Here is a 14,788-nt window from a genome sequence, read left to right on the forward strand (position 1 = left end):
ACTTGTTGACCAAGAGGGCCACCGCGCCGCGGCACTGCCGTAGCGCGGGTTGCGGCTCCCGGGGCCAAAGGGTACAATTTTAATCATTGGTTTGACGTGGGCATGACGCGCGGTCGACCTGGGATCTCTCCAGCGTCCCGACCGATCGAGAGCAAGAGTGGGGTATCGCGGCATGCTGGGTTTGCGGGGAGCTTCGCTTTGATCAACCGCGCTTTCGTCCGGGTCCTGATGACCTCGGCCGCGCTGGCCGCCGGTGCGCTGCTGACCGGCTGCAACAGCGACCAGGTCGCGCTTGCCACCAATGCCAAGGCCAATCAGCCGGTGCCGCCGAAGCTGGTTGCGGCCATGACCGAGAAGGACATGGATCCGCAGTCGCCGATCCTGGTGCGCGTGTTCAAGCAGGAGGCCGAGCTCGAGGTCTGGAAGCAGGACCGCTCCGGCAAGTTCGGGCTGCTCAAGTCCTATCCGATCTGCCGCTGGTCGGGCGATCTCGGGCCCAAGGTGCGGGAGGGCGACCGCCAGGCGCCCGAGGGCTTCTACTCGATCAATCCGAGCCAGATGAATCCGCAGTCGGCCTACTATCTCTCCTTCAACACCGGCTATCCGAACGCGTTCGACAAGGCGCTCGGCCGCACCGGCTCGCAGCTGATGGTGCATGGTGACTGCTCCTCGCGCGGCTGCTTTGCGATGACCGACGAGCAGATCGCCGAGATCTATGCGCTCGGCCGCGAATCTTTCTTCGGCGGGCAGCGCGCCTTCCAGTTCCAGGCCTATCCGTTCCGGATGACGCCGGTGAACATGGCCAAGCATCGCAACAATCCGAACATGCCGTTCTGGCGCATGATCAAGGAAGGCTACGACGCCTTCGAGGTTACCCGTCAGGAGCCGAAGGTCGACTTCTGTGAGAAGAAATACGTCTTCAACGCCCAGAAGCCGCCGGGCGCGACCCGTGATCCGGTGTTCGACGCGGCCGCCAAGTGCCCGGCCTATGTCGTGCCGGACGAGATCACGACGGCGGTGCGCGAGAAGCAGCAGGCGGACGAGGCCGAATACGCCAAGCTGGTCGCCAAGGGCACGCCGGTGGCCAAGCTCAACACCGGCATCGACGGCGGCATGAATCCGGTGTTCGCCAGCCGCGTGCCGGGCGCATCGACGGGCCTGTCCGATGCCGGCGAGGCGCCGGGCCTGTCGCTCGCCAACTTCCAGGCGACGCCGGGCACGATCCCGGGTCACGTCAACCCGCCGCGCGCGCCTGACGCGACCGAGGTCGCGGCGATGCCGGCCAGTACAGCGCCGGCTCCGGCGACGACGTCCTCGACCTCGACCCGCGTTGCGGCCGTCAGCGCGCCGGAGAAGCCGAGCTTCATGTCGAGCCTCGCCCGCAAGGTCGGCCTCGGCGGCAATGCGCCGGCTGAGACCACCGCAAGCGCGAAGCCTGCAGAGAAGACCGCGGAGACAAAGCCCGCACCGAAGCCGGTCGCCGCCGCCAAGCCCGCTGAAACCAAGCAGGCCGCCGCACGGCCGCCGTTCAAGCCCGCGGCCAGCGACGCACCGGCGACCACGGCGTCGGCCCCGGCGCAGACCCAGGCCTCCCTGGTCTCCGGCGCCGCGCCCGTGCTGCCGTCGAACTCGTTCGACAGCCGGTTCGCCGGGTTCAAGTAGGCCGGCCAACGCGGCACCACGCGGATCGCTATTCCGGTTGGCAGATCGTGCGATCTGCTTCGTCGCGACTGTCCGCACCCTGTGTCGATAGGTTCGCATCGGCATCAAACCATTCGGTGTCATCCCGGCGAACGCCGGGATCCATAACCACGGCGAGAATCGGTGCGCGAGCTGGATGCTCCAGCGTGCCGCATCCGTCTGCCGCGGAGTATGGATCCCGGATCAGCGCCGCGACGCGCGTGGCGCGTCACGGCTTGTCCGGGACGACAGCGGAGATTGTCGGCGCGGTTCGTCATTCTCACGCCAAACCGGTCGCGATCGACCGCATCGTGCCGATGAGTCCGCAGCTGTCGCAAATCATTCGGCGTCATCCCGGCGAACGCCGGGATCCATAACCACCGGCGGGAATCGAGGCGCGAGATGTGTGCTCCAGCGTGCCCCATACAACCGCCGCGGAGTATGGATCCCGGGTCGGCGCCCAGCGACGCTGCGCGTCGCCGGGCTTGCCGGGACGACACCGAATTTTGTCGGCACGGTTGCGCATTCTCGCACCCGCTGTCGCGTCCGAGTGTTGCTTATCCAATCACCCTCTCCAAACCGAGGGTGCAGGGAGAGCCGGGCCTCGACTGAGGCCCGTGGCCCGCCTGCGGAAAAAATGCAGGCGGCAGGAACCACAGGTCCAGCCGGATCGACCCGGCCCTCCCTGCGTGATGGCTTTACGGCTGCTTCGCGATCTCCCCGGTGCCCGGGCTGTCTGGTCACCGTCGCCTGCGCCACGCTCTCGCGCCGGCGCAGGCTTGATACTGGCTTCGGAGTATCAGGACCACGCGACTTGACCGTGCGAACCAATTCGTTCGTCGGCGCGATTGCTCACGCTGCAAACCGGCCCGCCCACCACATCCCGCACTCCACGCTTCGTGACGACCGCGCAGCGCCCCTCGTCGATGAGGCGGGATGACGGGATAAGAGCATAGATTTCCGAAAAAGCGAAGCTGATTATTTTTCACAAGGGGACTGGACAGGCCAAATCAGCTTGAAGGCACGGGAGAAATGAGAGTCCGCGCGCAGACGCTTCGCCGTGCAGAGCGCCGTCGCGTCGCCGGTGCACGCATGGACAAAGTCGTCTCACGCGACCAGGACGCGTGCCCCGCTGCGCTGGTCCGGCTCCCGAGGCGCTTGCGTGACGTCCCTCACGGAGATCGCGCCGTCACTCTGCGACAACTCGGCCGTCACCCGCGGTGAGGTGACGTCAAACCGAGGGAGAACAACAATGAGCTTATTCGGCGATATCGGGCACGCCCTGGGGTCGGCTGTGAAGGGCGTGGCGCATGTGGCGTCGGATGTCGGCCATGCGGTCGGTCACGCCGCCTCCAGCGTGGTGCATACGGTGGAGCATGCGGCGAGCGGCGTCGCGCACGAGGTCGGCCATCTCGGCGGCTCGGTCATCCATACCATCGGCAAGGTCACGCACACCGTCGGCGACGCCGCGTCGAGCGTCGTCCACACGGTGGGTCATGTCGCCGGCGACGTCGGGCACGTCGTGAGCGATGTCGCCCACGGCATCGGCCATCTCGGCAGCGAGGCGATCCACACCGTCGGCGGCGTCGTGCATGCCGTCGAGCATGCCGGCGCGGCGGTCGGCGGCAGCATCATTCATGGGGTTCAGGACGTGGTGTCGACCGCCGGTCACGTCGCCGGCGACATCGCCAGCACCGGCGCTCACGTGGTCGGTGACGTCGCCTCCGGCCTCAACCATCTCGCCCATGGCGATCTCGGCGGTGTCGTCGGCGACATCGGACACATCGGCAGCGATATCGTGAACGGCGGCGTGAAGGTCGGCGGTGACCTTGCGCATGGCGTGATCGCCACGGTGGGCGACGCCGTCCATGGCGCCGTCGGCCTCGGCCATGCCGGGCTGGAAGCGGCCGGCGCGATCGGTCACGGCGCGCTCGGCATGGCCGGCACCATCGTCGACACGGCCGCGCATGTCGGCGCCGACGGCATCCATCTGGCGGGCGATGTGGTGAAGGGCGGCCTCGAGCTCGGCACGACGCTCGGTCACGGCACGATCGGCATCGTCACCGATGCGGTGTCGAGCGCCGGTCACCTGGTGGGCGGACCGCTCGGCCACGTCATCTCCGACGTCGCGCACGCCGCCGAGACGGTCGGCTCCGGGATCACCGGCGGCATCAGCCACGCCGTCGGCGCGGGCGTGTCGGGCCTGACGGAGGCCGCCAGCGACCTGACCCACGCGGTCGGGCACCAGGCCAACGCGATCGGCCACGATCTCGGGACGCTCGCCAGCGATCTCAGCCACGGCAATGCTCAGGCCGCGCTCAACGACCTGTTCAAGCTCGCCGGTGACGTGCTCGGCGGCGGCCATGAGAGCGGCCACACCGGCGGCCACGGCGGCGGGTTCTGGGACCAGATCGCGCAGGCGATCCACCAGTCCGGCGACAACGGCCACGGCGGCAACGGCCCCGGCCTCGGCTTTGGTGGTCCGCTGCATGGCGAGGGCTCGTCGCATCACCCGATCATCGCCGACGGCCTTGGCAATCATGGGTTCGGCGACCATGGCCACGATCATCAGGCGGGCAACACCGGCATCGTGCCGCCGCACGATTTCAGCCACGCCGGTGGCGCGCACGACGCTCCGCACCACGATTTCAGCCACGTCGCCCACATCGACGACTCGCATCACTTCACGCTGCATGGCTGAGGCCGGACAAAGAAGAACCCGCGGTGCATGCACCGCGGGTTTTTCGTCCTCTCAGATTTGTCGTCTCAGAGATGCCGCGTTCGGCTCAGCGCGTCTGCACCGGCTGGACGATCGCCGCAGGCGCCGAGGCCTGCGCGCGGGCTTGCGGCAGGTGATCGTTCATCGCCGACAGCGCGCACAGCGCCAGCGAGCCCCAGACCGCCGCGCTGAAATACAGCGACATCCAGGCGATCTCTTCCTTCCAGTGCTCGAACTCATGGGTGACGGTCCACTGCGTGGCGGAATCGCGCAATCCCACCAGCGGATGCAGCAGCGGCACGCCGGCGGCGCGCTCGATGCGCCAGCGCTTCACATACATCGGCACGTCGACCACGACGAGGAAAGCGAGATAGCAGGCGATGCCCACCAGGCCTGCAATCAAGAGCCCGCGCACGAGGCCATCGAACTCCGGCAGCAGACGGCCGAGGCCGATTCCGACGAGCAGGAAGGCAACCGCCCACAGCGAGTTCTCGATCGCGTTGTAGAGGAAGTTCTTGGTGACGACGGCGTACCAGGAGCAGATCTCGGCGACGACGATGATCGGCACGATCAGGCGCGCCATGTTGACGGCGGTGTCGGCATCGGCGATCGCCCCGAGCTGCGCCAGGATGATCGCCCATTGCGCCGCGAAGGCGATTTCGGCGATGGTCGCGACGCTGCGGCCGACGAAGATGCTCGACAGCCAGCTGTCGACCAGGCAGATGCGCTGGACGTCGGCGCGCGGCAGCACCGAGCGGAAGGCGCAGCCGAACACATAGGCGGCCGACAGCGCCAGCATCTGGCCGGATTGCGAGGACAGGCTCGTCGCGCTCCCGCTTCCGCCGGCGAGCTCGCGATACAGGATGAACCAGAACACGATGTTGGCGAGGCTGACCAGGGTCAGCATCGCCCACCACAGGGCGACCGGGTTCGACAAAGCTCGCGACTGCGCACGCATCCGGCACTCCAATTTTCATGTGACTGACATCGGATCGTATTAATTCCATCATGGAGCAGCAACCCGTTCCGGCCCGGGGGGCACGCAAAAGGGCGTGTGCTGGGGTCCCTGCGAGCGGGCGAGACAAGCGTCCCGGAAGCCTTCCGGGCTGAAGGAACTTCCGCCCGGCCTCGCCGTTCATGACGCGACTGCGGCGTCCTGCCGCGCTTCGTTCTCATCAGCCTGGAGCCGCGCATGGCCGCCGCCCGCGAGCTGCAGCGCGCGCCGCTGCTGACCTTCACTGCCATCATTGTCGGACTCATGGGCGTGGCGCTGCTCGCCGGCGGCCTCTGGCTCGCCGCGATCGGCGGCTCGCTCTACTACGTCATCGCCGGCGCCGCTCTGCTCGGCACGGCGTGGCTGCTGTGGCAGCGGCGAGCGGCGGCGCTCTGGCTCTATGCGGCGCTGCTGCTGGGCACGATGATCTGGGCGATCTGGGAAGTCGGCCTGGACTTCTGGTCGCTGGCGCCGCGCGGCGACGTGCTGGCGCCGCTCGGACTCTGGCTACTGCTGCCGTTCATCACCGCGCATCTCATCGGCGACATGCGTTCGGCGCGCTGGGGCCTCGTCGCCGTGCTCGCGGTCGCAATCGTCGTGCTCGGCGCTTCCTTGCGCGGCGACCGCTTCGGCGCCAACGGCGCGCTGGCGCAGGCCGCGGCGGCGACCGCCGGCACCGATACTGCGCCCGCGGAAGCGCAAGCGGATTGGACCGCCTATGGCGCCAGCAATTTCGGCACCCGCTTCTCCAGCCTGAAGCAGATCACGCCCGACAACGTGAAGAACCTGCAGCTCGCCTGGGAATTCCGGACCGGCGACCGCAAGGGCCCCGACGATCCCGACGAATTCACCAACGAGGTGACGCCGCTGAAGATCGGCGATCTGCTCTACACCTGCTCGCCGCACCAGATCGTGTTCGCGCTCGATGCCGCCACTGGAAAACAGCGCTGGACGTTCGATCCGAAGATCGAGCACCACAAGAATTTCCAGCACATGACCTGCCGCGGCGTTGCCTATCACGAGACCAGGCCCGGCGCGGTTGACGTGTCAGGCGCCGCGGCGCCGACGGAATGCGCCAGGCGCATCTTCCTGCCGACCAATGACGGAAGGCTGTTCGCGCTCGACGCCGACAGCGGCAAGCCGTGCGAGGGCTTTGGCGATCACGGCCAGATCGACCTGAAGGCGGGCAACGAGATCACCACCGTCGGCTTTTACGAGGGCACCTCTCCGCCCGTGGTCACCGACAAGGTGGTGATAATGGCGGGCGCTGTCATCGACAACTACTCCAACAAGGTGCCCTCAGGCGCGATCCGCGGCTTCGACGTCTACACCGGCAAGCTGTTGTGGGCGTTCGATCCGGGCAATCCCGATCCGAACGAGATGCCGTCGCCGACGCATCATTTCACGCCGGGGTCACCGAACGGCTGGAGCGTGGGCGCGGCCGACGAGGCGCTCGGCCTGGCCTACATCCCGCTCGGCTCGAGCTCGCCGGACATCTGGGCCGGCAACCGCTCGGCCGACAACGAGCGCTATGATTCCGCACTGGTCGCGCTCGACATCGCCACGGGGAAACTGCGCTGGTCGTTCCAGAACGTGCATCACGATCTCTGGGACATGGACATGCCGTCGCAGCCGAGCCTCGTCGACATGCCCGGCAAGGACGGCGTGGTGCCGGCGATCTACGTGCCCGCCAAGACCGGCAACATCTTCGTGCTCGATCGCCGCGACGGACACTTATTAGTCCCCGCGCCGGAGAAGCCGGTGCCGCAGGGGGCTGCGCCCGGCGATCATCTATCGCCGACGCAGCCGTTCTCCGAGCTGAGCTTCCGACCGCGTCAGGAGCTCACCGGCGCGCAGATGTGGGGCGCGACGATGTTCGATCAGCTCGCCTGCCGCATCCAGTTCAAGCGGCTGCGCTATGAGGGGCCGTTCACGCCGCCCTCCGAGCAGGGCACGCTGGTCTATCCCGGCGATTTCGGCATGTTCGAATGGGGCGGCATCGCCATCGATCCCGTGAGAAAAATCGCGATCGCCAATCCGCAGTCGATCCCGTTCGTGTCGCGGCTGGCGCCGCGCGGCAAGGACAATCCGGCCGCGCCGAATGCCGCGCACCCGCCGGGCACCGAGCTCGGCGTGCAGCCGATGTACGGCACGCCCTATGGCGTCTCGCTCGGCATCTTTCTGTCGCCGCTCGGCATCCCCTGCATGGCGCCGCCCTGGGGCAGCCTCGCCGCGATCGATCTGAAGACCAACCAGATCGTCTGGCAGCACCGCGTCGGCACCATCCGCGACCAGTCGCCGGTGCCGCTGCCGTTCAAGCTGGGCGTGCCGATGCTCGGCGGTCCGATGGTGACGGCAGGCGGCGTCGCGTTCCTGACCGGCACGATGGACGACTACATCCGCGCCTTCGACGTCAAGGATGGCCGGCTGCTGTGGCAGGACCGGCTGCCGGCCGGCGGCCAGTCGACACCGATGACCTATGAGGCCGGCGGCAGGCAGTACATCGTCACGGTCGATGGCGGCCACGGTTCGTTCGGCACCAAGCTCGGCGACTACGTGCGCGCCTATGCGCTGCCGGGCAATGTCGCGAGCAAGTAGTCGGTCGCAGGCAAATCGTTCGCAGGTTCCAGCCCTGCGCAGAGTGAGCCGACCCGTTGCACATTTGGTCACGATATCCGGGGTTCCGCGGAGGAACTCTGCCGGCCGAGCGCGCGCTTTAATCGTCAGCTTCCCAGACCTCGTGCATGACTCGGCGCGGGCCGAAGATTTTCCGCCCGCATTGACGCTTTGCTAACCGCGAATCCGCGCGCGCCAAAACGCGACGCGCCGCGATGCGTAGCTCGCCTGCGTAAGGGTTCATTTGCCGATGTTGACGATCCTGTCCTGCCTGCCTGCCGATCACGATCTCCGCTACGTCGCCGCCGCGCTGCTGGTCTGCGTCCTCGGCTCCATCCTGTCGATGCGCCTGCTCGCCCGCGTCCGCCGCAACACGGGGCTGCGCCGGATTCACCTGCTGTTCCTGGCCGGGCTGGTCGCCGGCGGCACGGTGTGGACGACGCATTTCGCCGCCATCCTCGGCTATGAGGCTGCCGGCAATCGCTCGTTCGAAGCAGGCATGACCTTCGCCTCGCTCGGCCTTGCGATCGGGTTTTCCTGGCTCGGCTTCTTCATCACCACGCGCACCCAGCGCGGCCCGCTGATCGAGATCGGCGGCGCGGTGTTCGGCTTCGGCATCGCCGCGATGCACTACACCGGCATGAGCGCGCTCAATCTCGAGGGCATCAGGACGTGGCATGCCCCCGCGATCTGGCTCTCCCTCGTGCTCGCGATGGGCTTTGGCGCAATTGCCGCCAACCGCATTGCACGCCCGGTCACGCGGTTCTGCAAATATGGCAGCTCGGCTGCGATGGTGCTCGCGATTCTCAGCCTGCATTTCACCGGCATGGCGGCCCTCACCTTGGCGCCGATGGCCGGCATCGATGCGCCGGTGCAGGCGCTGTCCGACGGCGTGATGCTGATCAGCATCGTCACCGGCATCGGCCTGATCATGGCGATGGCGGCGTCGGCCTACATGATCGACATGCAGGCCGCGCAGGAGGCGGTCGAAGGCTATCGGCAGCTGGCGCTGCAGGATCCGCTGACCGGCCTGCCCAACCGCAACGGCCTGGGACAGCGGCTGACGCCGCTGCTGGCGGATGGCGACGAGACCGCGCATCTCGTCGTGCTCGCCATCGACCTCGACCGCTTCAAGGACATCAACGACGCGCACGGGCATGCCGCGGGCGACGCGGTGCTGTCCACGATCGCCCAGCGCATCGCGGCGACCTTGCAGCCCGGCGAATTTCTGGCGCGGATCGGCGGTGACGAATTCGTCGCGGTGAAGAGCGAGATCTTCGCGCGAACCGAGGCCGCCAAATTCGCCGAGCGCATGCGCACCCTGGTGCTGACGCCGGTGGATTGGGACGAGCGAAGCCTCTCGGTCGGCTGCAGCATCGGCATCGCGCTCCATCCCGAGCATGGCCTCACGGCAGACGAACTGCTCAGCCGCGCCGATCTCGCGATGTATCGCGCCAAGAGCCTCGGCCAGGGCAAGATCTGCACCTACGAGCCCTCGATGGACGAGGCCAGCCGGCGTCGCGCCGAGCTCGCGATCGACCTGAAGCGCGCGCTGGTGCGCAACGAGTTCGAGCTGCACTACCAGGTCCAGAACGACACCCAGAGCGGCGAGATCATCGGCTTCGAGGCGCTGCTGCGCTGGAATCATCCGGTCAAGGGCCGCGTGCCGCCGAACGATTTCATCCCGATGGCCGAACAGACGGGACTGATCGTCGACATCGGCGACTGGGTGCTGCGCACTGCCTGCGCCACGGCGGCAGGCTGGAGCCAGCCGTTCAAGGTCGCCGTCAACGTCGCGCCGATGCAGCTGAACCACGATCTGCCGAAGCGCGTCGCGGAGGTGCTGCGCGAGACGGGGCTTTCGCCGGAGCGGCTGGAGATCGAGCTCACGGAGACCGGCATCATCGCCGACCGCCAGCACGCGCTGCAGGTGATGCAGGCGCTGAAGGCGATCGGCGTGACGGTGGCGATGGACGATTTCGGCACCGGCTATTCGTCGCTGTCGACGCTTCAGGTGTTTCCGTTCGACAAGATCAAGGTCGACAAGAGCTTCATCCAGTCGGTCGAGACCAGCGTACATGCGGCTGCGATCGTCAAGGCGACGCTGCTGCTCGGCCGCAGCCTGAACATCCCCGTGCTGGCCGAGGGTGTCGAGACCGAGCAGCACCTCGCCTTCCTGCGCGAGGAGGGCTGCAGCAGCGTGCAGGGTTTCTTGTTCGGCAGACCGATGCCGCATGAAGCGATCAGCCGGATGATCCGGGAGGTGGGGGTCATTCAGACAGCCGTCGCTGACGCGCCGGCCAAGAACGCGGCAGCCGCGTGAGCGCAGGTGCTCCCACTCCAGGCAGGACGATCGCGTGCAACGATCGGAGTTTTGCGCGGGTCCATCTCCACAACGTCATGGCCGGGCTTGTCCCGGCCATCCACGTCGTTCGGCATGCTGAGAACTACGTGGATGCCCGGGACAAGCCCGGGCATGACGGAGAAAATCATCGGCAGGATCGCTCGCCGAGATAGCCTCCGCATGTCCATAAGCGATAGCCCTGCCCTCCAGGAGAGGATGCTCGGCCGAACCGGCGCAGCCGCTCAGAACGTGCGGATGATCTTGAAATCCAACCCGTCGGCTTCTGCGAGGTGCATGGCCATGGCGGCGCGGCCGTGGCGGATGGCGACGTCGCCGCGGGGGCCGGAATAGACGATGTTGCGGCCGGTGGTGGCGAGCGGGTGCAGGGCCAGCGAGCCGGCGCGTTCGGCTGCGGCCTTGAGGAAGCGCAGGCCTTCGTAGTTGGACTGGCCGACGGAGCCGACCGGCGGCGCCTCCGTTCCGAACATCGCGGTATAACGGCTCATGAAGGCATCATTGGCATCGGAGCCGATGCAGCTGAAATAGCCGGAGGCGGAATAGAGGTTCTCCGTGTTGTCAGCGCCGATGCCGAGCAGCACGGTTTCATCGACGGCACCGGCGAGACGCAGCGTCGTCGCAGCAAGACCGGACTCGCCGAACGCCCGGTTGAAGGTGATGCAGTCGGTGCCGATCAGCGAGATCAGCACGACATCCGGCCTGGCAGCACGGATGCGCGCGAGATGCGCCTCGTGATCGTCCTCACCAACGGGCACGAACTCCTCGCCGACGACTTGGCCGCCGGCCTCGGTGATGTAGGTCTTGGTCGAACGGTGCGACTGCCACGGCCAGACATAGTCGCTGCCGATCAGGTACCAGCGCTTGGCGCCCTTGTTCTCGGCCAGCCAATGGATCGCCGGGCGGGTCTGGCTGTGCGGCGTCTCGCCGATCGCCATCACGCCGGGCGTGCGCTCGCCGCCTTCGTAGACGGGCGTATACACATAAGGGATACGGCCGCGGGTCAGCCGGCGCAGCGCCAGCCTGACGGCGCTGATATGCGAGCCCATCACGACGTCGATGTCGTCGAAATCGAGCGCGTCCCGGGCGCGCGCGGCCACCTCATCGACCGGACCGCCGGAATCGTAGAACGACAATTCGATCTCGCGGCCGAGAATGCCGCCGCGGCGGTTGATCTCGGACACCGCAAGCAGCGCGCTGTTGGTCGCCGCCGGTCCCCAGATTCCGGGCGAGCCGGAGAACGTGATGAAGTTGCCGATACGGAGCTTGTTGTGGCGGCCGCGCCGCGCAAAGCGATCGGGATCGAAGGGGGCCGTCGACGGCGGGCCGCCCCGCTCAGGCGGGCTCCTGAACAGCAGGGAGGGCGGCGGGCTGCAGCGCCCGGCCGTGACAGATCCTGTCGAGAGCACACCCACTCCTTGGCCGCGGCCGTGAGAAACCCAGTGTGGGACGGCGGTCATACGCCGTCAAAATCAGCACGCGTTCGGCAAATATCCTATTCGAAAATGTTGAATGTTCAAGAATTGGGATGCATATAGATCGGGCAGCAACTGCCGGACATTCATTCAAGTCGGGACCTCTGAGCGAAGTTCATCGTGGCCAAATCGCCCCATCCAAACAGCCCCCTCACCGAACATCTCGCCTATCTGCTCGCGCAGGCCAACCGGGAGATCAACCGGCAGTTGGAATCGCGCCTGAGCACGGAGGGCGTGCCCGTCGAGCAATGGCGCATCCTCAAGGTGCTGTCGGACGGCGAGGGACATTCGATGGGCGACCTCGCCGACGCGGTGCTGCTGAACCATCCGACCTTGACCAAGATGACCGACCGCATGGTGTCGGACTCGCTGGTCTACCGCCGCCAGGACGCCCACGACCGCCGCAAGGTGCTGATGTTCATCAGCGACCGCGGCAAGGCGCTGTGCAAGCGGCTCAACTCGCTCGCCGCCAGCCAGGAGGCGCATATCCTGGAGAACTACGGCGACAAGGCCACCGGCGAGCTGAAGCGGCTGCTGGAGAATCTGATCGACGCGGCGAGCTGAGGCGGCCCTGCCTTGCCGGCGACTCAATCGTCGCAGCGCTCGACGATGAGAATTTCAGGCCGGTGCTCGTGAATGCGCCCTCGCCCCTTGCGGGAGAGGGCATGTAGGAAGGTTCAGCAAGCTCGATTGGGTGAGGGGTATGCCTCAACGCGCTTCACTCGCGGAGAGAGACCCCTCACCCCACCGCGCGCGCTGATAGGCCGGAGATGCCCTCTCCCGCAAGGGGAGAGGGCGCAGCATCTCGCAGCGCAGCGTTGCTGCGACAAATCTCCCGACGTCCCCGGTCACGCCGGGATAGACGCAAGACGAATCCTCCCTCATCCTGTCCTCTCGCGATCGCGACGAACGGGCCGCACAGAGCCCGCGCGCGATCACCGGCCGCATCGGCCGGACGAGGACACGACACAGGGAGGACGGGCCATGGCGATTTCTATGGGCATTCATCTGCTCGATCGCACCATCGGCAGCGACTATCCGACATTCGCCAGTACGGCTGATATCCGCGCCTTCGAGCAGACGCCGTACAGCGAACGGATCGCCGCGCAGAGTACCTATGAGGCGCTGAAATGCGGCGCGGCGGCCAATCCGGATGCCCCGGCGATCCAGTTTCTGCAGAATGCCGATCCCGCCGATACACCGGTGGTGATCACCTATCGCGACTTCATCGCGAGGGTGACGCAGGCCGCCAACATGTTTCATGCGCTCGGCGTCGGCCCCGGCGATGTCGTCAGCTTGATGCTGCCGCTGGTGCCCGAAGCGTTCGTCACGCTGTTCGGCGCGGAGGCTGCAGGGATCGCCAACCCGGTCAATCCGCTGCTCGAGCCGCACCAGATCGCGGAGATCCTCGACGCCGCCAAGACCAAGGTGCTGGTGGCGCTCGGCCCGCTGCCCGGCACCGACATCTGGCAGAAGGTCGAAAGGGTGCGCGGCAGCTGCAAGCACCTCAAGGCGATCGTGCAGGTTTACGGCGGCGGCGGTGATCCGGCCAACGGCGTCCACGCCTTCAACGATCTGATCAAGCCGCAGCCCAGCGATCACCTCGTCAGCGGCCGGCAGATCAAGGCCGGCGACACCGCGGCCTATTTCCACACCGGCGGCACGACCGGCACGCCAAAGCTGGTGCGCCACAGCCACGGCAACCAGGTCTACCAGGCCTGGGGCATCAACCTGGTCCTCAAGGCCAAGCCCGGCGGCACGCTGCTGTTCGGCATGCCGCTGTTCCACGTCGGCGGCTCGCTGACGCAGGCGCTGCAGACGCTCTCGGCCGGCGGCAGCCTCGTCGTGCTCTCGGGCGCCGGCTGGCGCAATCCGAACGCGGTGCGCAACATCTGGGGCCTGGTCGAGAAGTACAAGCCGGAGACATTGTCGAGCGTGCCCACGGTGCTCGCCGCAACACTCGCGGTGCCGCGAGGCAACGCCGACATCTCCAGCCTGCGCTACGCCGCAGGCGGCGGCTCGGCGATTCCGGTCGCAGTGGGACAAGCGATCATGGACAGGCTGAGCCTGCCGGTGATCGAGGTCTACGGCATGACCGAGACTGCGAGCGTGCACACCATGGCCTATGCGGACCAGCCGATCAGGCTCGGCTCGGTCGGCCTGCCCCTGCCCTACGCGAAGGTGCGCATCGTCAAGCTCGATGCCGATGGCCGCTATGAGCGCGACTGTGCAACTGATGAGATCGGCGTGGTCATCATGGCCGGGCCCGGCGTGTTCTCCGGCTATCTCGACGACGCCCACAACAAGGGCGCCTTCGTCGACGGCCACTGGGTGAACTCCGGCGATCTCGGACGGCTCGATGCCGACGGATTCCTCTGGATCACCGGCCGCGCCAAGGATCTCGTCATCCGCGGCGGCCACAACATCGATCCGGCGCCGATCGAGGAGATCCTGTTCCAGCATCCCGCCGTCGGCTTCGCCGCCGTGGTCGGCCAGCCCGACGCCTACGCCGGCGAACTGCCGATCGGCTACGTCCAGCTCAAGCCGGGCGCCTCCGTGCAGCCTGGCGAGTTGGAAGACTGGGTGCGCGCCCGCACGCCCGAGCGCGCCGCGGTGCCGGTGCAGATCATCCCGATCGATCCGATGCCGGTCACGGGCGTCGGCAAGGTGTTCAAGCCGCAGCTGCGCTGGGACGCCGCCACGCGCGTGTTCACCAAGGTGCTATCGCAACTGACCGACCGCGGCATCGATTGCAGCGTCAAGGTCGGCGCCCATGGCAGCCATGGCAGCCTCGCCACGGTGACCCTGCGCAACGTGCCGGCGGAGAGCCGCGAAGCTGTTGAGAACGAGGTGCACACGCTGCTGGCGCCGTTCGTGATCCGGCATGAGGTGGTGATGGAGTGAAGAGCCATGTCCGGCGAAGCCGCCGTCCCGCCATTTGATCA

8 protein-coding genes are annotated in these 14,788 nt (G+C 67.0%); 6 read left to right on the forward strand and 2 right to left on the reverse strand.

Translation table 11 applies throughout. The annotated features are described in order from the left end of the window. Nucleotides 1–198 precede the first annotated feature (198 nt). Together NLR35_RS18170 and NLR35_RS18175 are read left to right on the forward strand one after the other, a co-directional pair. Nucleotides 199–1,662: a L,D-transpeptidase family protein gene (locus NLR35_RS18170; protein ID WP_257167889.1), complete on the forward strand. Its 1,464-nt coding sequence runs from the start codon at nucleotides 199–201 to the stop codon at nucleotides 1,660–1,662. Between the two features lie 1,270 nt (nucleotides 1,663–2,932). Next, nucleotides 2,933–4,381, forward strand: a complete 1,449-nt coding sequence (locus NLR35_RS18175; protein WP_257167890.1) for a hypothetical protein — start codon at nucleotides 2,933–2,935, stop codon at nucleotides 4,379–4,381. A gap of 85 nt (nucleotides 4,382–4,466) precedes the next feature. Here the strand turns inward: NLR35_RS18175 and NLR35_RS18180 are convergent, their stop codons facing one another. Then, complete coding sequence (locus NLR35_RS18180; protein ID WP_257167891.1) at nucleotides 4,467–5,357, reverse strand: hypothetical protein; 891 nt, start codon at nucleotides 5,355–5,357, stop codon at nucleotides 4,467–4,469. Nucleotides 5,358–5,591: 234 nt separating this feature from the next. On the opposite strand from NLR35_RS18180, the gene NLR35_RS18185 reads away from it, so the two are divergent. Together NLR35_RS18185 and NLR35_RS18190 are read left to right on the forward strand one after the other, a co-directional pair. After that, nucleotides 5,592–7,991, forward strand: coding sequence for a membrane-bound PQQ-dependent dehydrogenase, glucose/quinate/shikimate family (locus NLR35_RS18185; RefSeq protein WP_257167892.1), 2,400 nt, complete (start codon nucleotides 5,592–5,594; stop codon nucleotides 7,989–7,991). Between the two features lie 268 nt (nucleotides 7,992–8,259). Continuing rightward, nucleotides 8,260–10,332, forward strand: a complete 2,073-nt coding sequence (locus NLR35_RS18190; protein ID WP_257167893.1) for a bifunctional diguanylate cyclase/phosphodiesterase — start codon at nucleotides 8,260–8,262, stop codon at nucleotides 10,330–10,332. Between the two features lie 263 nt (nucleotides 10,333–10,595). On the opposite strand, the gene NLR35_RS18195 is transcribed toward NLR35_RS18190, so the two are convergent. After that, a complete protein-coding gene (locus tag NLR35_RS18195) occupies nucleotides 10,596–11,777 on the reverse strand; it encodes a substrate-binding domain-containing protein (protein WP_257167894.1) in 1,182 nt (393 codons plus the stop codon). A 186-nt stretch (nucleotides 11,778–11,963) separates the two neighbouring features. On the opposite strand from NLR35_RS18195, the gene NLR35_RS18200 reads away from it, so the two are divergent. Continuing rightward, nucleotides 11,964–12,407, forward strand: a complete 444-nt coding sequence (locus NLR35_RS18200) for a MarR family transcriptional regulator (RefSeq protein ID WP_257167895.1) — start codon at nucleotides 11,964–11,966, stop codon at nucleotides 12,405–12,407. A 420-nt stretch (nucleotides 12,408–12,827) separates the two neighbouring features. Continuing rightward, on the forward strand, nucleotides 12,828–14,747 hold the full coding sequence (locus tag NLR35_RS18205) for an acyl-CoA synthetase (protein WP_257167896.1): 1,920 nt from the start codon (nucleotides 12,828–12,830) through the stop codon (nucleotides 14,745–14,747). The last annotated feature ends 41 nt before the right edge of the window (nucleotides 14,748–14,788 follow it).

This window comes from Bradyrhizobium sp. SRS-191 (assembly GCF_024586915.1).
Lineage (GTDB): Bacteria > Pseudomonadota > Alphaproteobacteria > Rhizobiales > Xanthobacteraceae > Bradyrhizobium.

What these genes read in the sequence shown, in the direction of transcription:
- NLR35_RS18175 (WP_257167890.1), top strand. Translation starts at nt 2,933, where the DNA reads ATGAGCTTATTCGGCGATATCGGGCACGCCCTGGGGTCGGCTGTGAAG.
- NLR35_RS18180 (WP_257167891.1), bottom strand. Translation starts at nt 5,357, where the DNA reads ATGCGTGCGCAGTCGCGAGCTTTGTCGAACCCGGTCGCCCTGTGGTGG.
- NLR35_RS18185 (WP_257167892.1), top strand. Translation starts at nt 5,592, where the DNA reads ATGGCCGCCGCCCGCGAGCTGCAGCGCGCGCCGCTGCTGACCTTCACT.
- NLR35_RS18190 (WP_257167893.1), top strand. Translation starts at nt 8,260, where the DNA reads ATGTTGACGATCCTGTCCTGCCTGCCTGCCGATCACGATCTCCGCTAC.
- NLR35_RS18205 (WP_257167896.1), top strand. Translation starts at nt 12,828, where the DNA reads ATGGCGATTTCTATGGGCATTCATCTGCTCGATCGCACCATCGGCAGC.